The following is an 18287-nucleotide window of genomic DNA, read 5'->3' on the forward strand; positions in this document are numbered from 1 at the left end:
TCGGACGTCGATCCGGCGGGTGCCCAGCTACTACACTCCGTACGCCGTAGCTGGCGCGGCGGAGCGAAGAGGTGAGGGTTGATGGCTCGGCGCGAAACCGCGCTACAGACCGCGCAGGTCCAACTGCGCGATCTGATCGGCAGCGAGTTCCGGACCGGTGACAAGCTGCCCAACGAGCGGGAGTTGGCCGAGCGGCTGGCGGTCAGCCGGGCCACCGTACGGGAGGTGCTGGGGCAGCTCGCCGCCGAAGGCGTACTGACCCGGACCTGGGGGGTCGGCACCTTCGTCAGCGAGCCGGCCGAACGGGTGCCGGTGTCGATCGGTGACGTCACCGCGCTGCGGGACCGGATCACCGCCTCCGGGCACCGGCCGGCGTTGCAGGACGCGGCGGTGAGCCGGGCCGAGTGTCCGGACGACTGCGCGAAGATCCTCGGGCTGGACGTCGGCTCACCGGTCTGGCGGGTGGACCGCCTCTTCGCCGTCGACGGCGTCGCGGCGGCCTGGATCCGCGACCACCTGCCGCTGCGGGTCGGCGAGCGTGACCTCGACCCGTCCGGCCTGGTCAGCATCGACCTGGACATGTTCGAGTTCCTGGCCGGCGCGACCGGGATGCCGGTACGCCGGGCCGAGATCGAGTTCGCGGCTGTGCTCGCCGACGAGGCGGCGGTCGACCGGCTCAAGGTGCCGGTCGGGCATCCGCTGGTCAGCGCGACCCAGATCGGCTACAACGCGGAGGGGTTGGCGCTGTTCCACGGGCACATCACGGTCCGGACCGACGTGCTGACGCTGCGGATCACCCGGGGCGCCTGAGCCTCCCCCGCACGCCGAAGCCTCCCGGGTCTCGTAGCGGGAGGGCGTCGGGGTCAGCCAGCGCCCAGACCGAGAGCGGTGAGCCCGGTCGTCAGGTCGGCGGCGGTGACCAGATGACGTAGGGTCCCCTGCTCGCGTACTCCGATCCGGCAGTCGGCGCCGCTGAACCGGACGGTCACCCACTGTCCGGCACGGTGCGCGCCGAGCCGGCGCAGCATCGGCTCCGGGTCGGCGATCGGCTCCGACATCGGCGCCTGCGGCACCGCGATCGGTTGCGCGGGGTCGTCCGGTACCGCCTCGGCCAGCACGCTGCCCAGGTAGTCGAGGGCATAGGCGATCGCCCCGACCAGCGTCGGCCGGCTCGCCGGCTCGGCCTCCGGCGTCGTAGGTGTCGGGGCGACGGTGAACTCGACGTACCAGCAGATGCCCTGCGCGCGCAGCGGGTCGTCGGCGTTGTGCCGGTTGTCGCGTACCGAGACGTCGACCGCCAGGCCGAGGCCGGGGGCGAGCCGGATCAGGTGCGGCAACGGCGGCACCTCGGGTGGTGCGGCCAGCACGATCAGCCGGCCGCCGGGCCTGCCCCGGCCGGACTGGGCGAGGTGCTGGGTCAGCGGCTCGACGCCGGTCACGTGCAGCGTGACGTACCCCTCGCGGAGATCCTGGTCGACCGGCCAGCCGCCGTCGGCCTCGGTGAGGTCTTCCGGTCGTACCCCGAAGGTGCTGGCGTGGGTGGCCAGCCGGAAGCACTCCGGTAGCTGGACCACCGGCTTGCCGCCGGGTTGGGTCGCGACCAGCCGCGCGGGCGCGGCGTCGCCGGCCCGCCAGTTGAGGTGTACGACCTGGTGGTCCAGGTCGGTGAGGGTGACGACCATGCCCTGGAAGATCCGGTGGCTGTCCAGGCAGGTGTGGCAGGTCAGCATCCCGGCGCGCAGGCCGCTGCCGGCGCAACTGTCGCAGTCGGGATCGACCGCGGTGGCGCCGACGGTGCAGTAGCAGGGCCGCAGCCCGTTGCCGGGGTCGCAGGCCGGGCACGGGGTGTGCGCGATCGCGTCGCCGAGCCAGTCGGGGTCGGGTGGTTCCCAGCCCCGCCGCAGCACCTCGGTGCGGCGGCGCAACAGCTGGCCGGTCTCCCGCTCGACCAGCCGTTCGGTCCGGTCGGCGACCCGCAGGCCGGTGTACCACCAGCGCCCGTCCCGCCAGATCGCGCAGGCGCCGGGCAGCGGCTCCCCGGTGCGCAGATCGACACACTCGGAAACCACCCGACGCTCGACCTGGTCGAGGTCCCGGACGGGCCGTGCCGGGTCGGGCGCCGACTCGACCGAGGGGACGAGGTACCGGGCCGGCGCGGCCAGGCCGCGCGCCGCGATACCGGAAATCGCGGACGAGACGGTCACGGTGCCGAGCGCCTCGGTCAGGCTGTACGCCGTTCCGCGCCGGGTCGCCGGCACCGCCGCCCCGGGTACGTCGAAGCGGATGTCCCAGAGCAGATCGTCGTGGCCGTGGCACAGCCGGCGTGCCTCCAGCACCAGGTCGAGGCAGAGCCGGTCGGCGAGCTCGCAGAGCTGGCCGAGCCGCCGCTCCGGGACGACCGCCGGCGGGGCGATGCTGCGGCCGAGGTACACCTGCCAGCTCTCGCCGGGGTGGCCGGCGATGGCCCGGATCTCCAGCGCCAGCCGCTGGTCGTCGGGTAGCTCCGGGCTCCACTCGCGGGGCAGCAGCACGGCCGACCCGTCGCCCGACTGCCCGTGGCAGTCCGACCAGGTGGCCGCGCCGACGGATTCGGCCAGCTTGTTCACCAGCGGTTTCAGTGGCAGATGCCAACCGCCGCCGGGCGCCGGCCGGGGCGGCACCGCGCCCGGGACGACACTGGCCGAGGCGACCTCGCCGGTGTCCACGTTGGCCACGGTCAGTACGAGCTGCGCCCGCCGCTCGCCGCGCTGCCCGCACCGATGGCAGGCGGTCGCGACCTGTCCGACGCCGCGACACACCTGGCATTCCCGGTACGGCTCGCGGGGTGCCGGATCGTCGGTGACCAGGATCCGGTTGCCGTATCCGACGCAGAGGCAGGCGCCGACCGTGAATGTCAGCCCGTCGCAGCTCGGGCAGGTGATCACCACGGCCCGGCCGGTCATCGGCCCGCCCGCCACTGCCCGGTCTGGCGTGAGCCGTCGGTATCGCGATCGGGTCGGTGGCGGTAGGTGGAATGAATACGACAGAGATTTGCACGCACGGCGGCATCATCCTTTCGCCGAGGATTGTTGATCAGCGCGGCGACCCAGCCGAAAACTTTATGGACGGTCGCTCTCGGAAGCCATCTTGTAGCGTGTGACGGGTGGGTGGCAACGAATTCTCGCGAGAAATCGCCATCGCCTGTTGACTTATTTTCGGTCAACGGATAAACGTTTTATCGGAGGCGGCAGGATGTTGCAGAATCGAACGCGGGGAGTGATCAAATGACCGAGGACATGGGTTCGACCGTGCCGCGCCGCCAGCTCGGCCGCACACTCAAGCAGCTCCGCACCGAGGCCGGGGTGACCCTGGACGCAGCGGCCGACGCCCTGGAGTGCAGCCGACAGAAGGTCTGGCGGATCGAGAGTGGACTCGGCGTCGTCCGCTCGCTCGACGTCAAGGCGATGTGCGCGCTCTACGACGTCAAGCCGGAACTGGTCGGCGCCCTGGTCGGGCTGGCCAGCCAGACGAAGGCCAAGGGCTGGTGGCACGCGTACGGCGACGCCATCCCCGAGTGGTTCGAGCTGTACGTCGGCTTGGAGTCTGTGGCCTCGCGACTGCGCTTCTTCAAGAACACGCTGATACCGGGCATCGTCCAGACCCGTGGATACGCCTCAGGGATGTATGGCATCGACCAGCCGGAGATGAGCGACGAAGATCGGGAGCGCGCAGTCGAAGTGCGACTGCAACGGCAAAGCCTGCTGACCCGGCGCCTGCCGCCCGCGCCCAACGTAGAGATGGTCCTCTCCGAGGCGGTGCTGCTGCAGCCAGTCGGTGACCGGTCCCTAATGGTCGAACAGCTCCAACACATGATCGAGGTAGCTGACCTGCCCAACGTCTCGGTTCGAGTGCTACCGCTGGCTGCCGGCCCACACCACGGCACCGTGGCGGGTGAGTTCGTCCTGCTCGACTTCCCGTCCGGTAACCGCAATACGCCCGAGCCACCGATCGTCTACAGCGAGTCACTAACCGGAGCCCTCTACCTCGACCGCGCAGCCGAATACGCCGCCTACGAGAAGGTCTGGGCCAGCCTTAGCCGGCTGGCGCTGGATGAGGGACAATCGAAGAACCTGATCAACAAATTCATCGGGGAGCTAACCCATGGTTGACCTGACCGACGCCGAGTGGCGCAAGAGCAGCCGGAGCGCTGGCAACGGTGGCGAGTGCGTCGAGGTCGCCGACAACCTGACACACGTCGTCGCCGTACGCGACAGCAAGGACCAGGCCGGGCCGGTCCTCGCCTTCTCGCCGTACACCTGGTCCGCCTTTGTCTCCGGAGTCAAGACCGCCAGCATCGTCCGCTGACCGACCCGCTCCAACCAGTGCCCTCGGCCTTCGGCCGGGGGCATCTGCTGTTCTCCCCATTCCCGAAGCGCAGGACCTGACCTAGTCGGACGCTCAAGTCTCTCAGCCCATGCTGTCGGCTCCAGGGCAGCGACCGATCGATCACACCCGATAGGGTCCGGCCATCGGCCAGACGTGGAGCTTGAATCGGTTCGTGTCCCGACGGCTCGCGCCGATGGCTAGACGACGACGGCGATCTGGAGGACCAGCGTGGCCAGCAAGGATGGCGTGAGGGTGGCACTCGCACGAGCGGCCGACCAGGTCAGCGGCACCGTACCCCAGACCACTGGCTGATCCGGGGCAGGCAGTGACGATCGATGAGGTCAAGGCCACCCTCCGCGCCGGCATCGAGGCAATCGAGCGCGGCCGCTCCACATTCGAGCAGGCTGCCTCCGACGCCGCCGAAGCCATCGCGCGTGCCCACCAGCTCCTGCACGACAGTCAGGATGGCGAAGTCCAGAAGGTGCGGAAAAACCTGACCGAGGCGGAGGGCGAGGTGAGGCCGACGGTCGGCCGATTCCTCGCCGCCGAGAACAACGCCACGTCCTACCTCGCCGACCTCGGATGACCGGCAGCGTCGGCGATGTCGTCGCCCAGTTGCTTGCCGTGCTCCGAAGCCTGGACGCCGCCGCCGTCACCGCATTGCGTGCCCAAGCCGACGCCGACCAGGCCGAAGCACACTTCACCGAGGTCGCCAGGGGCACCAACCACAGCCACATCCGTCAGGCCGTCACGGCCAGCCACACCGCGAGCGAGAAGGCCGCCCGGTACGCCCGGCTCCTCTCGAAGGCAAACGAGAGCCTGACCACCTACATCAACAAAATCGCACCAGGCTCAACCCCCACCCACCAGGCCGTCGAAGCCGCAGCACCGTCGGGCGAGCGACTCGTGGCCGAAGCGGAGAGTGCTGGGAGCAGAGCGGAGACCTTCCTTCGGAGGCATGTGAAGAAGGCTGACGACACCGAGGATGCGCTCAAGCAGACCGAGCAAGCCGTCACGACTGGTGTCAAGGAGATGTTCGGCGGTTTCAAAGGCGGGCCAGGCACGACCGGCACCCCAGGTTCGACCACACCGAGCACCAACGCGCCGGTCGAACGGCCGCAGTTGGAACATCCGGTTACGGCCGTCATCATGGCTGCTGGCGCAGTTGTAGTTGGAGTCCGGGCAATGTGGAAGACAGGCAAGAGGCACCGCGAGAGGAAACGCCATGACGATCAGCCCTGAGATGGTCGAATACATCCGCACGATGGTGAAGGGCGACCACGCGGCCAACGACCGGATCGAGGCCGAGCTGGATGCGCAGGGATGGGATGACTTCCCGACCTTGCTCGGCGCTGTCTTCTACTTTGCGGTCAACCGGCGCTTCAACGCGAGCGCGACGGCAGGCGAGGTCATGCTGTTCGTTGCGGAGATGCGGGCTGCCGCACCCGCCGGAGCGCCAGAGATCGACGCGAACGCTGCGGAAAGTTTGGTCCGAGCCGCCCTCGACCCAAGTCTCGACCTTGACGTCGACCCCCAGATGGCCGGTCGCATCCAAGGACTGGCCATCCTGCACCTTCTCGGCGGCCGGCACACCACCGACAAGGATCTGGATGACCTGCTGGCGAACGCCGTCGAGGCTGCGGAGCGGGCCTGAAGATCAGCCTGATCACGCCGGACCACACACTGCGGGAGAGCGGCGTCGGGCGGTCCGACTCACGTTGCACCTGGAGATCGTGCTACTTCAGGGAAACAGTGCCCTCCGACGCCGAGCGAAGGCACTACTTCCCTGAAGTAGCACGACCTTTCCCGGAAGTAGTACGACCTCCTCCGGCCGAAGCCGGCGTACCCGTGGTCAATGCCGCCTGGACGATCCGGATGGCCTCGTCCGGGTCAATGCCGAGGCTGGCGACCACGGCCGCGTACTCGGCGGCGGCGCGTCGTACCCGCTCACGCCCCTGCGCGCCGGCCGCCGACACGAAGGAGCCCGCCCGCCCCCGGGTCTCGATCAGCCCAGCCTCCTCCAGCTCCCGATAGGTCCTGGCCACCGTGTTGGCGGCCAGACCGAGATCGGTCGCGAGCTGGCGGATCGGCGGCAGGCGGGTACCCACGACCAGGGCATGATCCTGGATCTGCCGGGCGAGCTGTGCACGCAGCTGCTCGAACGGCGGCACCGTCGACGCCGTGTCGATGACTATCCCTGGTACCGCGTCCAGCGCGCCCCTTCCCACCATGCCTCCACTCATGTAGCAACCGTTGTAGCAGGACAATACGCCATAATCCGCAGCGCGACCGGCGAAGGATCGGCGACCAGCCGTGAGATGAGTCATTGGTTAGAATGCGCCGTCCGCTACGGGGAGGACGCGAGACGCTGTGGTCGAGGTTCCTGACGAAGTCGTCGATGTTCCTGACGAGGTTCTGGCGGAGTTGGCCGGAGCGGTCGCCGCCGCGTTGCCGCTGCTCGTCGCCCGCGTGCCGCCGGCACCGGCGGCCGAACTCGGTCGGCTACGGGCGATGGCCGACGACGACTGGCCGATCCGCGAACCGACCGCCCCGCACGTGGCGTTCGCCGGGATCCCTTCCGGCGGTCGGGCCCGAGCCTTCGCCGGGGTTCGTCCCGGCGGCCAGGCCGGGGCGAGCCGCTCGCCGGTACAGGACGCACTGGGCACACTGCCTGCGTTGCTGACCGAACGCCTGCTCGGTGCGCTGGAACTGGCCGTTGCGGAGCTGGACCTGACCGGCGCCCCGGACCTGACCGGCTTTCTGCCGGAGCCGTTCACCGGCAACGTCGCCATCGCCACCATGGGCGGGCAGAGCGAGGCGGTCAGCGGTGCCGCCCTGCTGGGGCAGATCCGGCCCGGTGCCGTACCGCTGGTCGTCGCGCTGGCCCGCCGGCTGGCCGCGCATCCGCAGGTGTCTCCGCGGCTGGAGGTCGCGCCCGACATCACCGACGAGTCCGCTGTCGCTGCCGCGCACGGCGCGGCATGGCTCGGGCTGGCCGTGGCCACCGCCGCCGCCGTCCTGCCCCGGGTGGGCATCCCCCGCTGGGCCACGGCGCCACCGGCCGTGCTCGGCGTCGGGATCGGCACGGCGGTACTGCTGCTGCGCGACACCCCGATGCCGCCCGGTTACGCGGCGGCGGTCCTGGCCCGGGCCAGGGCGGAGTACCTGCTGCCCTGCCGGTCCAGCGGATCGGTGCCGGTGTCGGGACACCGGTTCGCGCTGCTGGAGGGCGATCAGGTTCCGGAGGTCGGTTTCGGCGGCAACGGGCTGGTGACCGTCGTCCCGGGCGGCGCGGTGATCCGCACCGGTGCCGAGAGCGGACACGTCCGGCTGCTCCTGACCATCCTGGACGGACCGCCGCCGGAGGTCGCGACCGGTTGGGAGGAGATCGTCGAGGTCAGCTGGCGGGCGGCCGTCGGCGGCGCCTCGGTGATCGGACCCGACTCGGGTGAGCCGGGGCTGCGCCGGGCCACCCCACCATGGCCGGGCGACTACCGGCTGCGGGTACACGCCCGAGGCAGGGACGACACCGACGAACCCGACCGTGAGTACTACGAACTCGTGGTGTGGCAGGCACCCAGCGCACCCGAAATCGTGTACGCCCGCACCGACCGGCTCGGCCACCGGCTGCGCGGCGAACCCGAACCCGTGCGCCCCGAACGGCCGGAGGCCGCCTACCGGTGGGTGCGCCGCAGCGCCCTCGCCGAGGCCGCCACGGTCACGGTGGTGACCGGGGCGAGCGCCGACGAGGTGCTGCGCGCCTTCGGTGCGGACCCGGACCGGCCGGAGTCGCTGCGGTCCATCGGCGAGGAGCTGATGAGCCGGCAGTCGATCGATCCGTGGGTCGCGGTACTGGATGTCGGCGATGCCGTGGTCGCCGTCGAGTACAACGGCTGGCAGGGTTCGACCGAACCCGTGCTGACCCGGGCCTCCGCCAGCGGGCGGGCCGCCAGCATGTACTGGAACGTCAACGCGCTGACCCGGCTGTCGTTCGCCGAACAAGGCGAGGTGCTGCTCTCGGTGGAGCCGTTCGGCGCGATCGAGGCGCCACCGCCGGTCGCCGTGACGCTCGCCGACCTCGACTTCGCCGACCACCACCGTGGCAAGCGGCTGATGGGGCTGGTCGCGGTGGAGCGGTTCACCGGCCACGGCATCACCGCCGAAGCCCTGGCTCGGATCGAGGCCGCCGACGTCGCCTTCCGGATCGTGCCGGACCTACCGACGCTGTACCCACGCCGGTCGGGACCCGGTGACCTGCTCGCGGACGTCGCCGAGACGCTGACCGGACTACCCGAACCGCAACTGCGGGACCTGGCCTGGCAGGTCGCCGCAGAGGCCGCCCGGTACGCCGGCATCGGCGCCGACCCGGACATCGTCGCCAGCATCGCCGCCCGTGCCCTGACCACGGACGCGCACCTGCGCGCCCGCCGATCCCAACTCAACGACGGTACGCACCGATGGGTCTGGCTCGCCCTGCACCGGGCGACGAACCCGGACCCGGTCGCCGCCGTCACGGACACGGTCGACGCGGCCCGCTACGCCGCCGGCCCGCACGCGGCGGACCTGCTCGCCGAGGCCCGGACCCGGATCGCCGAAGCCCGATCCGGTGCCGGCGGACCCGGGTGCGACGACATCCTTGACGTCAAGCACGGTTGAGCTTCTAGCGTCGTCGGCGACGAGAGGGGTGCGACTATGACGACGCTTGTTACCGGGGCCACCGGCAACACCGGACGACACGTGGTGGCAGAACTCGTCCGCCGGGGAGAACGCGTCCGGGCCCTGACCCGGAATCCGGCCGCTGCCACCGGCAGGTTTCCGGCCGAGGTGGAGCTGGTGGCCGGTACGCACACCATGCCGGAGAGGTTGGACGCCGCCCTCGACGGCGTCGACCGATTGCATATCACGGTGACGACAGGGCTCGCCGAGGTCGGACCGGAGTTGGTTCGACGTGCGGTCGCCGCGGGGGTGGAGCGGATCACCGTGCTGTGGGGTGGCGAGGTGGGGCCGGTCGAGCGGGCTGTGGCGGACTCGGGTGTGGGATGGACACGCCTGGAACCGCAGGAGTTCATGTCCAACACGTTGACCTGGGTCGAATCGATCCGGACCGAAGGGGTCGTGCGCGAGCCGTACGACTTTCCCAGTGCGCTGGTCCACGAAGCCGACATCGCGGCAGTGGCTGCGGTGGCACTGCTCGACGACGGCCATGCAGAGCGTGTGTACAACCTGACCGGACCCGAAGCGCTGACGACGCGCGAGCGGATCGCGATCCTGTCCCGGGCCATCCACCGCGACATCACCTTCGTCCCGATCACGCATGAACAGGCCGTCGACAGGCTGATCGCCACCGGCGTACCTCGGGCGGAGGCCGAATACGTCGTCGGCTGGTACGCCGCTCCCGACGAGGCCGCCAGGACCGTCGTGGACACCGTCGAGCAGGTGACCGGCCACCCGGCACGCACGTTCGCGCAGTGGGTGGCCGAGCACGCGGAGAGGTTCCAGGCGCCCCCGGTCGAGCCCGGCTAGCTGTGCGAGCCAGCCAGCCAGACGGACCGGGCGGGCCGGGTGGCGGCGCTGGCGATCAGCGGCCGAGGCGCTGGTACTGGCGTACGGCCAGCGGGAGGAAGATCGCGGTGATCACCGCCGGCCAGAGTACGGCGGTGGTGACGGCGTGCTCCTCGATCCAGTACCCGCTGGCCACGGCGGGAGACTCGAAGAGTTCCCGGATCGCGCCGGCGGTGGAGGAGACCGGGTTCCAGGCGGCGACCGCGCCGAGCCAGCCGGGCATCAGGTCCGGTGGTGCGAAGACCGAGGAGACCATGCCGAACGGGAAGGCGAGCGCGAAGAGGTTCCCGGCCGCCTCGGTGTTCTTCAGCATCAGCCCGAGTTGGATTCCGACGAAGATCAGGGCCGTACGCAGCCACAGCAGCAGCGCGAAGGCGGTCAGGGTCGCGGCGAGGCTGCCTCCGGGACGCCAGCCGAGTACCAGCGCGATGACGACCAGGATGGCCAGGTCCACCGTGGCGTGGATGACGTCGGCCAGGCCGCGTCCGGTGACCACCGCGGACGAGGCCATCGGCATGGAGCGGAAGCGGTCGATGAAGCCCCGTTCCTTGATCATGGTGACGGCGAAGGCGGTGTTCATGAAGCCGAAGGCCATGGTCATGGCGAAGAGACCCGGCATGGCGAACTCCAGGTAGCCGGCGCCGGCCCCCTGCCCCGAGACGTCCATGGCGCTGCCGAAGACGTAGACGAACATCAGCACCATGACGATCGGGAAGCCGAGCTGCCAGGCGAAGTTGGAGGGCTGCCGGACGAGGTGCACCATCTCCTGGATCAGGATGGTCCAGCAGTCGACGACCGCCCACTTGAGTCGGCTGCCGAGGGTGTCGGTGGTCTCCGGTGCGAGAGGGATCGTCGTCATCTGCTGGCCTCCAGCTGCGCGGTCGGGCGGATCGTGCCGGTCTGCGTGTCGACGCCCCGGCGTTCTTCGGTCAGGTGCAGGAAGGCCTCGTCCAGGGTGGGGCGGCGCAGCCCCAGGTCGGCCACGGCGATGCCCCGCTGACGCAGCTCGGCGGCGACCTCGGTCAGCGCGGCGACGCCGTTGTCCACCGGAACGCTGACCGCGAGTACCCCCTCGTCCACGGTCGCCGTACGTCCGGCGGCGGCGACCTTCGCCACGAGGGTGCGGATCGTCGGCAGGTCGGCCGGTTCGGCGGCGACGATTTCGAGTCGTTCGTTGCCGATCCGGCGCTTCAACCCGTCCGGGGTGTCCTCGACGACGTTCCTGCCGTGATCGATGACACCGATCCGGTCGCAGAGCCGGTCGGCCTCGTCGAGGTAGTGGGTGGTGAGCACCACGGTGGTGCCGCGCGAGGCGAGGTCTCCGACCGCCTGCCACACCTCGCGTCGTCCGGCCGGGTCCAGCCCGGTGGTGGGCTCGTCGAGGAAGAGCACGTCGGGCGCGAGGATCATGCTGGAGGCGAGGTCGAGCCGGCGACGCATCCCGCCGGAGAACTTCTTCGGGGTCTTGTCGGCGGCGTGGGAGAGGCCGAACTGGTCCAGCAACTCCTGGGCGCGTTGCCGGGCGGCGGCGGTGCCGATGTGGAACAGCCGGCCGAACATCACCAGGTTCTGCCGGGCGGTGATGTTGTCGTCGACCGCCGTGTTCTGCCCGGTCAGGCCGATGCGGCGGCGCACCAGGCGGGGCTCGGTCCGTACGTCGTGGCCGGCGACCTCGGCACGGCCGCCGTCCGGGCGGAGCAGTGTGCACAGGATGCGTACGGCGGTGGTCTTGCCGGCTCCGTTGGGGCCGAGCAGGCCGTAGACCAGACCACGCGGCACGGCGAGATCCAGCCCGGCCAGTGCCTGGGTGTCGCGATATCGCTTCTGTAGGCCCTCGGTGACGACGACGTGGCCGGAACTGGGCACGGAAAACCCCCTAGACTGGGTACGGTGTACGGAGATTAGCGTACGCCGTACCCAGATCACAACCGACTTGTAAGATGACCGCACCATGACGAGCGAGCTCAGCCCCACGGAGCAGTTGCGACGCAGCATCGACCTGCTCTGGGGCGGCACCGAGCGCCCCGCCCGTGGACCGAAACCGACGCTGACCCTGGACCGGATCGTGGACGCGGCGATCGCCGTCGCCGACCGGGACGGCACCGCCGCCATCTCCATGCGTCGGGTGGCCGGCGAGCTCGGGGTCGGCGCGATGACCCTCTACCGGTACGTCCCCGGCAAGGCGGAACTCCTCGCGCTGATGCTGGACCGGGTCAGCGGTCCGGGCGAGGAGGCGGTTCGGGCCGCCGAGAAGGGCTGGCGGGAACTGCTGACGGCGGTGGCCCGCGACTCGTACCGACTGCACCTGGCGCACCCCTGGCTGCTACAGGTCAACTGGACCCGCCCGGTGATGGGCCCGAACAGTCTCGCCGGGGCGGAGATCGTCGTCGCCGCGCTGGCCGACCTCGGTCTCACCAGCCAGGAGCGGATCAGCGTGATGGTCACGCTCGACGGCTTCGTCACCGGCTACGCCCGGCATCGGATCCTCTACGACGCGGCGGCCGAGGAGACCGGGGTCAGCGACGAGGAGTTCTGGAGCCAGCATCTGCCGGTGCTGGAGCGCGCCATGACGTCCGGCAACTATCCGGCGATGGCCGCACTCGCCGAGGACGCGTTCGACGCCGGTTGGGACGAGACCTTCGAGTTCGGCCTGAGCTGCCTGCTCGACGGCTTCGCCACGTTCTTCGCCGCCCGCCGCTCGAACCCGCCGGCCGGTACGACCGGGACCGATCCGTCCGCCGGCTGCCCGTGACGTCCTCGGGCGACCCCGGCACCTCGTACGCGACCGCCGGCCACCTGCCGACCGCAGGATCGGCATCGCCGGCACACCACCCCGACTCCGGTGGCCCGGGGCTCGTGGGTGTACCGAGCCCCGGGCCACGGCGAGCGGGTCGCCTCCGCGTCCCCGGCTACCGTCGCTGCTGCCCGGTGCCGTGCTCCGCGTCCCCGCCGCGCTGGATCGTCTCGGCGATCCGCTTGATGCGCCGGAGACGGGAGTCCCAGGCGGCACCGACGTCGGCGAGCTGGGCGACGGCGCGGGCGAGTTGATCCTGATCGACGCGGAACTGCTTCTCGCGGCCGGCGGCGGTGGCGTGCACCAGACCGACCCGGTGGAGGACGACGAGGTGCTTCGCCACCGCCTGCCGGGTCACCGGCAGGTGCTCGCTCAGGCTGGTCGCCGTACCGCCGCCCTCGCTCAGCAGCAGGTCGAGCATCCGGCGCCGGGTCGGGTCGCCGACCGCCGACCAGAGGTCGTCGTCGACCGTCACGCCTACGCCCCCGCCCCGACCTTCGCCGCGTACGTCGGCAGGCGCGGCAGGTAGAAGTCCCAGCCGGTGACGTGCGCGGAGTACTCCGCGACGACCTTGGCCTCGTCCCAGCCGCGCTCGCGGAAGCCGCTCTCGGTCATCCGCAGCAGCGTCCCCGTGCCGGCGGGTTCGAGCTCGAAGACGACCAGGAAGGAGTTGCCCGGACCGGCCACCTCGCCCTCGGCGTGGGTCCACCGGAAGGAGAAGAGCCGCGACGGTACGGCGTCGACGACGGTGAACTGCTCCCAGGTGCCATCCTGCGACACGTCCCCGAAGCCGATCCGCCCCGCTCCCCCGGGCACGGCCGGGAACTCCGCCTCGTCCGGCCACCACCCGCGCAGATGCTCTGGACTGCTCACCACGTCGAAGACGACCTCGGGCGAGGCTTCGATGTGGATCTCTCGTTCGATCGTTCCCAGTTCCATGCTCGTCACCCTCTCGCAACGTTTGGTTGCACATCAGGTTAGCGAACCCACCGGACATGCGCAACCGTTGGTTGCATGACGGCCGTCGGCTCAGCCGCCCGACCGCGGCACCCACCGGTCGCCGAGGGCATCGTGCAGGAACAGCAGCACGGCACCGACCAGGATCGCCGCGAGAACGCCGAGGCCGAACCCGAGAGCGCCACGGTCCCGCCGCTCGCCGCCGCCGAGCATGCCGACCGGCGCCGTCGACCGCGACCACGGGCGGTCCCGGCCCAACCAGAAGAGCAACCCGAGACCGTACGGTGCGATCGCCACCAGCCAGAACCAGAACCACCGGGTGCCGTGTACCGGGGCGGGCCCGGCGACGAGAACACCGAGGAAGACGGCGCTGAGGAGCAGGCCCAACCCGGTGACGGCGGCGGCTCCCAGCGGGTGGACGTCGCCGGCCCGGTGCTCCAGGCCGGCCGCCCGGAGGTGCTGGGCGATGCCGACGGCGCCCGGTCCGGAGTAGTCCGCCGGCTCGACGGTCCCGCCGAGGGTCACCTGATCGAACCTTCCGGTGTCGGTCCAGTGCACCCGGCCGTCGGGCGTCCGCCACACGAACAGCGGACCGAGGGTGCCGGAGGCATGCAGGGTGGGAGCGTGGAACCACGGCAGTGGATCGACATCCCAGCCGTCGCCCCACTGGTACGCGCTCACCCGGCCGTCCAGCACGTCCGCCCTCGCCCGGTCGTAGCTCTGCTCCCGGGGCGCCGCCCACCAGGCCGTGCCCGCCGCGAGCAGCCAGAGCAGGACCAGCGCGACCCGCAGCGGACCCCACCAACGCCAGGTCGGCGCGGCCGACACGACCGGCGCGTTCTGCCTCATGGACACATCGTCCCAGCACGCGAGCCGGGACGAGTGCCACCGCTCTGCGTCGGGTACCAGACTCTCCGACCGGGGGCATCGGAGGGAGTGACCGCATGAGCAGGGTACCGAGGGCCGTCCAATGGCTGCTCCTGGCCGCTATGACGTGCACGTTCGTGGGCCAGGTCCTAACTGGATTCGGCCGACCGGTCAACGTTGTCGCGGCATGGTTGTCGGGCGTCCTCGCGCTCTGGTGCGCCGCCAGCCTGTACGTCGGACGCCGGGACCGTCCCACCCGGTGAACGGCCCGCCGGAACCGGCGACGTACCGCCGCTGTGGACCTGCGGGCCGGAGGTACCGCGAGGTTCAGAGGAAGCCGGGCCTGGTGAGCCGCCAGGCCGCTCCGATGAGGCCGACGTGTGACAGCGCCAACGGAGTGTTGCCGAGGTGCGCGCCGGTGCGCGGGTCGATCTCCTCGGCGAAGAGTCCGAGGTCGTTGGCGAGGGCGGCGGTGCGTTCGAAGAGCGCGACGGCACGCTCGGTCTCGCCCGCCATCGCCAGGCACTCGACGAGCCAGAACGTGCACGCCACGAAGCCGGCCGGATCGTCCGGCCAGCGCCGGACCAGGCCCTCGGTGCTGAGACCGGTCGCGATGGCCTCGATCGTCGCCCGCATCCTGGGATCCGTGGCCGCCACCATCCCGGTGCCCGGCAGCACCAGGACGGAGGCGTCCAGCTCCGCCGAGCCGAGCACCCCGGTGTAGGCGCCGACCCGCTCGTTCCAGCCGTCCCGCAGTACCGTGCTCCGGATCTCGTCGCGGACGGCGGCCCACCGCCGGGGGTCGGCACGCGGGCCGAGGATCGGGGCGAGCTTCACCGCACTGTCCAACGCGCCCCAGCAGAGCGCCTTCGACGCCAGGTAGTGCCGCCCGGGACCGCGTTCCTCCCACATCCCGGAATCCGGTTCCCGCCAGTGTGTGGCCTGCTCGGCCAGGCCGACCAGCAGCGCCTTGGACTCCTCCGACAGCTCACCCAGCGCGTCACGGAGCAGGTACGCGCTGAGCAGTACCCCGGGTACGTCGTGCTGCCGCTGCCGCCAGGCGTCGTTGCCGACCCGCACCGGCCGGCTGTCGGCGTACCCGCGCAGGTGGTCGAGGGAGTACTCGGAGAGGTCCCGCTCGCCGGCCACCCCGTACATGATCGGCACCGGCTCGTCACCGGTGCGCCCCGCCGAACGGGCCGCCCAGCCGAAGAGCCGCCCCGTCTCCTCCGGACACGTGGTCACCCAGAGCGCCCGCATGGTCAGGAAGAAGTCCCGCAGCCACGCGTACCGGTAGTCGTAGTTGTCGGTACCGCCGAGCCGCTCCGGCAACGAGGTGGTGACCGCCGCCACCACCGCCCCGGTGGGCCGGTAGGTCAGGCCCTGCACCACCAGCGAACTGCGCCGCACCGACTCGGGATAGCGGCCGTGGTAGGGGTGCAGGTCCCGGATCACCCGCCACGCCTCGACCGTCTCCGCGAGCGCCGACACCGGCTCCAGGTGCCGTGGCGGCGGGCCGTAGGCCGGCGCGGAGACCAGGTCGAACCCGAGCACCTGACCGGCGACCACGTCGAACTCGGCGTGCGCCCGGCCGTGCGCACACGCCAGCGGCACCGGGCTGCGCAGGGCCAGGGTCAACGGGCCGGCTTCGGCCAGTACCTCGTCGCCGCGACAGTGCAGGTACGGAACGACCAGCCCGTACTCCGGCCGCGGCACGTACTCGCAGCGCATCCGTACCCGGCCGGTCAGTCCCTCGACGACCCGGGCCAGCAGCATCGGGGAGTTCTGCCCGAGCTCGTGCCCGCGCGCTCCGGGCTCCGCGACCAGAGCCTCGGTGACCGCGACCTCGCCGCCTCCGGTGTGGTGGACGGTCCGCAACACCAGCGAGTCGTCGAGGTAGGCCCGCTCCGCCTGCCCGCCCGTCCCGTCCGCCGGGCAGATCCGCCAGTGGCCGGCGTCCGGATCCAGCAGCCGCCCGAACACCGACGGCGCGTCGAACCGGCCCGGGCACCACCAGTCGACCGAGCCGTCCCGGCTGACCAGCGCCGCCGACGCGCAGTCGGAGAGCAAACCGTAATCGGCGATCGCCGCCTCGGACATTCCGCGCGACTACCCGGTTTCGGCCCGGTTAGTGGTCCGGGGCGGAGGGCCGGGCCCGGGACGCGTCTCCCCCGGCGCCGCCAAAAATCGGCACGGACCGTCATGATCGGGCACGGGCGTCGATCCGGCATAGTGGGTTCGGATCGGGGTCGACGGGGAACCAAGCGCCGACCTGCGCGTCACCGGTCACGGCAGGTGTCATTATGATGCGATGACGGACGGAAGGTGGGAGATGTCCCCGGATCTCGAATCCACCGCCGCCGAGCTGTCCTTGACGGTGGTACGCGACGGCGCCGAGGTCCGGGTAGCAGCCGACGGCGAAGTCGACATGAGCACCGCCGACAGCCTACGGGACTGTCTGGACGAGCTGCTGGACCAGAAGCCGGAGAAGGTCGTGGTCGACCTGGCCGGCGTCACCTTCCTGGACTCCAGCGGTATCGCCACCCTCGTCCGTGCCTACAACCGCGCGATCAACCAGGGTGCCGGGCTGAACGTGGTGAACTGCCAGGCGAACGTTCGCCGGGTCCTGGAGCTGACCGGCCTGCTCGCCGTCATGACCGAGGGCACCTGAGCCGGCGGGCCGGTCACGTCCCAGGTTCGCCCGGTCGAGTAGCCCGGGCCGGTTCTGGGTAGCTGGACGTCCGTGAGCGCTATCCCGCAGGTTCTGGTGATCGGACAGCTGGCCCGCGATCTCGTACTGGTGGTCGACCGGATGCCCCCGGCCGGCAGCGCCGCCGACGTCCGGTGCCGGCGCGAGCTGCTCGGCGGGAAGGGCGCCAACCAGGCGGTCGCGCTGGCCCAGCTCGGCGCGCGGCCGATCCTGCTCGCCGTGGCCGGCGACGACCGGGTCGGCGACGATCTGCTGGCCCAGGCGCGTCGGGACGGTGTCGACGTGTCGCAGGTACGCCGTCGGGTCGGAACGCTCACCGGGCTGATCGTGGAGGCGCTGGACGCCGACGGTGGCTGGCGCTACCTGCAACACCTGCCCGACGAGATGCTGCTGACCGAGGCGGACGTGCTGGCGGCCACCGAGGCGTTCGCCGCCGACGCCGTACTCGTGCAGCTCCAACAGCCACCGCAGGCGGCGCTGGCGGCGGCGCGGCTCGCCCGGGAGTCGGGCCGGCTGCTCGTACTCGACGGGACCCCGGCCGACGACGAGCACCGCCGGCCGCTGCTGGCCGCCGCCGACGTGCTGCGGGCCGACGACCGGGAGACCGGGCTGTTGACCGGCGTCTCCGCCGACGACCCGGGGCAGGTCCGCGCCGCCGCCGAGAAGCTCCTGCACGCCGGCCCCGGTCTGGTCGTGCTCGGCCTCGGGCCGGCGGGAAACCTCTTCGTCTGGGCGGACCGTCGCTGGGGCCAGGGACATCTGCTGGTGCCGCTCACCGAGGAGCGGGTCGTGGACACCACCGGCGCGGGAGACGCCCTGACCGCCGCCCTCACCGTGGCACTGCTCCGCGGCGATCCGCCGCCGGACGCGGCCCGGTATGCGGTGGCCGCCGCCGGAGCCAGCGTCGGGCATCCCGGTGGCCGCCCGGCGCTCGACGGCAGCACGCTGCGCAACCGGGTGTCGGGGCTCGACCCCGAGCCGGGCGGGGACCCGCGGATCGGCGGGCCGGCGTGACCGTCGAGACCGGCCCGA

The 18287-nt window shown here is 71.2% G+C and carries 19 protein-coding genes; 11 read left to right on the top strand and 8 right to left on the bottom strand.

Annotation, left to right across the window (positions count from 1 at the left end):
- The first annotated feature begins 81 nt into the window (after positions 1 to 81).
- Positions 82 to 810 (top strand): GntR family transcriptional regulator, encoded by a 729-nt coding sequence (locus tag C6361_RS07325; RefSeq protein WP_107256601.1) that lies wholly within the window; start codon positions 82 to 84, stop codon positions 808 to 810.
- Positions 811 to 863: 53 nt separating this feature from the next.
- Here C6361_RS07325 and C6361_RS07330 read toward each other — a convergent pair whose 3' ends face one another.
- Entirely contained in the window at positions 864 to 2942 is a 2079-nt protein-coding gene (locus C6361_RS07330) for a hypothetical protein (protein WP_159079224.1), read from the bottom strand.
- Positions 2943 to 3263: 321 nt separating this feature from the next.
- Here C6361_RS07330 and C6361_RS07335 point away from each other — a divergent pair, with 321 nt between their 5' ends.
- The 5 genes from C6361_RS07335 to C6361_RS07355 all read left to right on the top strand — a co-directional run bounded on the left by C6361_RS07335 (position 3264) and on the right by C6361_RS07355 (position 6019).
- On the top strand, positions 3264 to 4148 hold the full coding sequence (locus C6361_RS07335; protein ID WP_107267225.1) for a helix-turn-helix transcriptional regulator: 885 nt from the start codon (positions 3264 to 3266) through the stop codon (positions 4146 to 4148).
- Positions 4141 to 4344 (top strand): DUF397 domain-containing protein, encoded by a 204-nt coding sequence (locus C6361_RS07340; RefSeq protein ID WP_107256607.1) that lies wholly within the window; start codon positions 4141 to 4143, stop codon positions 4342 to 4344. The genes C6361_RS07335 and C6361_RS07340 overlap by 8 nt, the downstream gene beginning before the upstream one ends.
- Before the next feature lie 346 nt (positions 4345 to 4690).
- Positions 4691 to 4951: a hypothetical protein gene (locus C6361_RS07345; protein WP_107267226.1), complete on the top strand. Its 261-nt coding sequence runs from the start codon at positions 4691 to 4693 to the stop codon at positions 4949 to 4951.
- Positions 4948 to 5607: a hypothetical protein gene (locus C6361_RS07350; RefSeq protein ID WP_107267227.1), complete on the top strand. Its 660-nt coding sequence runs from the start codon at positions 4948 to 4950 to the stop codon at positions 5605 to 5607. Before C6361_RS07345 ends, C6361_RS07350 begins: the two co-directional genes overlap by 4 nt.
- Positions 5591 to 6019 (top strand): hypothetical protein, encoded by a 429-nt coding sequence (locus C6361_RS07355; RefSeq protein WP_234359384.1) that lies wholly within the window; start codon positions 5591 to 5593, stop codon positions 6017 to 6019. The genes C6361_RS07350 and C6361_RS07355 overlap by 17 nt, the downstream gene beginning before the upstream one ends.
- Before the next feature lie 124 nt (positions 6020 to 6143).
- Here C6361_RS07355 and C6361_RS07360 read toward each other — a convergent pair whose 3' ends face one another.
- A complete protein-coding gene (locus C6361_RS07360) occupies positions 6144 to 6608 on the bottom strand; it encodes a GntR family transcriptional regulator (RefSeq protein ID WP_369931367.1) in 465 nt (154 codons plus the stop codon).
- A 127-nt stretch (positions 6609 to 6735) separates the two neighbouring features.
- Here C6361_RS07360 and C6361_RS07365 point away from each other — a divergent pair, with 127 nt between their 5' ends.
- On the top strand, positions 6736 to 9021 hold the full coding sequence (locus C6361_RS07365) for a DUF6461 domain-containing protein (protein ID WP_199853281.1): 2286 nt from the start codon (positions 6736 to 6738) through the stop codon (positions 9019 to 9021).
- A 36-nt stretch (positions 9022 to 9057) separates the two neighbouring features.
- The gene (locus C6361_RS07370) at positions 9058 to 9888 is read left to right on the top strand and encodes an NmrA family NAD(P)-binding protein (protein WP_107267230.1); all 831 of its coding nucleotides are present in this window, start codon (positions 9058 to 9060) and stop codon (positions 9886 to 9888) included.
- A 55-nt stretch (positions 9889 to 9943) separates the two neighbouring features.
- On the opposite strand, the gene C6361_RS07375 is transcribed toward C6361_RS07370, so the two are convergent.
- Together C6361_RS07375 and C6361_RS07380 are read right to left on the bottom strand one after the other, a co-directional pair.
- Positions 9944 to 10786 (bottom strand): ABC transporter permease, encoded by an 843-nt coding sequence (locus tag C6361_RS07375; RefSeq protein ID WP_107267231.1) that lies wholly within the window; start codon positions 10784 to 10786, stop codon positions 9944 to 9946.
- Positions 10783 to 11793: an ATP-binding cassette domain-containing protein gene (locus C6361_RS07380; protein ID WP_234359385.1), complete on the bottom strand. Its 1011-nt coding sequence runs from the start codon at positions 11791 to 11793 to the stop codon at positions 10783 to 10785. Before C6361_RS07380 ends, C6361_RS07375 begins: the two co-directional genes overlap by 4 nt.
- A gap of 85 nt (positions 11794 to 11878) precedes the next feature.
- Between C6361_RS07380 and C6361_RS07385 the strand changes: the two genes are divergently transcribed.
- Entirely contained in the window at positions 11879 to 12679 is an 801-nt protein-coding gene (locus C6361_RS07385) for a TetR/AcrR family transcriptional regulator (protein WP_107267232.1), read from the top strand.
- Positions 12680 to 12836: 157 nt separating this feature from the next.
- Here the strand turns inward: C6361_RS07385 and C6361_RS07390 are convergent, their stop codons facing one another.
- The 4 genes from C6361_RS07390 to C6361_RS07410 form a co-directional block, all read right to left on the bottom strand.
- A complete protein-coding gene (locus C6361_RS07390; protein ID WP_107256622.1) occupies positions 12837 to 13196 on the bottom strand; it encodes a helix-turn-helix domain-containing protein in 360 nt (119 codons plus the stop codon).
- A 2-nt stretch (positions 13197 to 13198) separates the two neighbouring features.
- Positions 13199 to 13660 carry an SRPBCC domain-containing protein gene (locus C6361_RS07395; protein ID WP_107256624.1) on the bottom strand — a complete coding sequence of 154 codons (462 nt, stop codon included), beginning with the start codon at positions 13658 to 13660 and terminating at the stop codon, positions 13199 to 13201.
- Between the two features lie 90 nt (positions 13661 to 13750).
- The gene (locus tag C6361_RS07400; RefSeq protein ID WP_107267233.1) at positions 13751 to 14527 is read right to left on the bottom strand and encodes a hypothetical protein; all 777 of its coding nucleotides are present in this window, start codon (positions 14525 to 14527) and stop codon (positions 13751 to 13753) included.
- A 345-nt stretch (positions 14528 to 14872) separates the two neighbouring features.
- Positions 14873 to 16645 carry a glycoside hydrolase family 15 protein gene (locus C6361_RS07410; RefSeq protein WP_107267234.1) on the bottom strand — a complete coding sequence of 591 codons (1773 nt, stop codon included), beginning with the start codon at positions 16643 to 16645 and terminating at the stop codon, positions 14873 to 14875.
- 211 nt (positions 16646 to 16856) lie between these two features.
- Here C6361_RS07410 and C6361_RS07415 point away from each other — a divergent pair, with 211 nt between their 5' ends.
- Both C6361_RS07415 and C6361_RS07420 read left to right on the top strand, forming a co-directional pair.
- Positions 16857 to 17216: an STAS domain-containing protein gene (locus tag C6361_RS07415; RefSeq protein WP_107256631.1), complete on the top strand. Its 360-nt coding sequence runs from the start codon at positions 16857 to 16859 to the stop codon at positions 17214 to 17216.
- Positions 17217 to 17288: 72 nt separating this feature from the next.
- Positions 17289 to 18269: a PfkB family carbohydrate kinase gene (locus C6361_RS07420; RefSeq protein ID WP_234359386.1), complete on the top strand. Its 981-nt coding sequence runs from the start codon at positions 17289 to 17291 to the stop codon at positions 18267 to 18269.
- Positions 18270 to 18287 lie beyond the last annotated feature (18 nt).

Source organism: Plantactinospora sp. BC1, assembly GCF_003030345.1.
Classification (GTDB): Bacteria; Actinomycetota; Actinomycetes; order Mycobacteriales; family Micromonosporaceae; genus Plantactinospora.

What these genes read in the sequence shown, in the direction of transcription:
- C6361_RS07325 (WP_107256601.1), top strand. Translation starts at nt 82, where the DNA reads ATGGCTCGGCGCGAAACCGCGCTACAGACCGCGCAGGTCCAACTGCGC.
- C6361_RS07330 (WP_159079224.1), bottom strand. Translation starts at nt 2,942, where the DNA reads ATGACCGGCCGGGCCGTGGTGATCACCTGCCCGAGCTGCGACGGGCTG.
- C6361_RS07335 (WP_107267225.1), top strand. Translation starts at nt 3,264, where the DNA reads ATGACCGAGGACATGGGTTCGACCGTGCCGCGCCGCCAGCTCGGCCGC.
- C6361_RS07340 (WP_107256607.1), top strand. Translation starts at nt 4,141, where the DNA reads ATGGTTGACCTGACCGACGCCGAGTGGCGCAAGAGCAGCCGGAGCGCT.
- C6361_RS07350 (WP_107267227.1), top strand. Translation starts at nt 4,948, where the DNA reads ATGACCGGCAGCGTCGGCGATGTCGTCGCCCAGTTGCTTGCCGTGCTC.
- C6361_RS07355 (WP_234359384.1), top strand. Translation starts at nt 5,591, where the DNA reads ATGACGATCAGCCCTGAGATGGTCGAATACATCCGCACGATGGTGAAG.
- C6361_RS07360 (WP_369931367.1), bottom strand. Translation starts at nt 6,608, where the DNA reads ATGAGTGGAGGCATGGTGGGAAGGGGCGCGCTGGACGCGGTACCAGGG.
- C6361_RS07370 (WP_107267230.1), top strand. Translation starts at nt 9,058, where the DNA reads ATGACGACGCTTGTTACCGGGGCCACCGGCAACACCGGACGACACGTG.
- C6361_RS07375 (WP_107267231.1), bottom strand. Translation starts at nt 10,786, where the DNA reads ATGACGACGATCCCTCTCGCACCGGAGACCACCGACACCCTCGGCAGC.
- C6361_RS07385 (WP_107267232.1), top strand. Translation starts at nt 11,879, where the DNA reads ATGACGAGCGAGCTCAGCCCCACGGAGCAGTTGCGACGCAGCATCGAC.
- C6361_RS07395 (WP_107256624.1), bottom strand. Translation starts at nt 13,660, where the DNA reads ATGGAACTGGGAACGATCGAACGAGAGATCCACATCGAAGCCTCGCCC.
- C6361_RS07400 (WP_107267233.1), bottom strand. Translation starts at nt 14,527, where the DNA reads ATGAGGCAGAACGCGCCGGTCGTGTCGGCCGCGCCGACCTGGCGTTGG.
- C6361_RS07410 (WP_107267234.1), bottom strand. Translation starts at nt 16,645, where the DNA reads ATGTCCGAGGCGGCGATCGCCGATTACGGTTTGCTCTCCGACTGCGCG.
- C6361_RS07415 (WP_107256631.1), top strand. Translation starts at nt 16,857, where the DNA reads ATGACGGACGGAAGGTGGGAGATGTCCCCGGATCTCGAATCCACCGCC.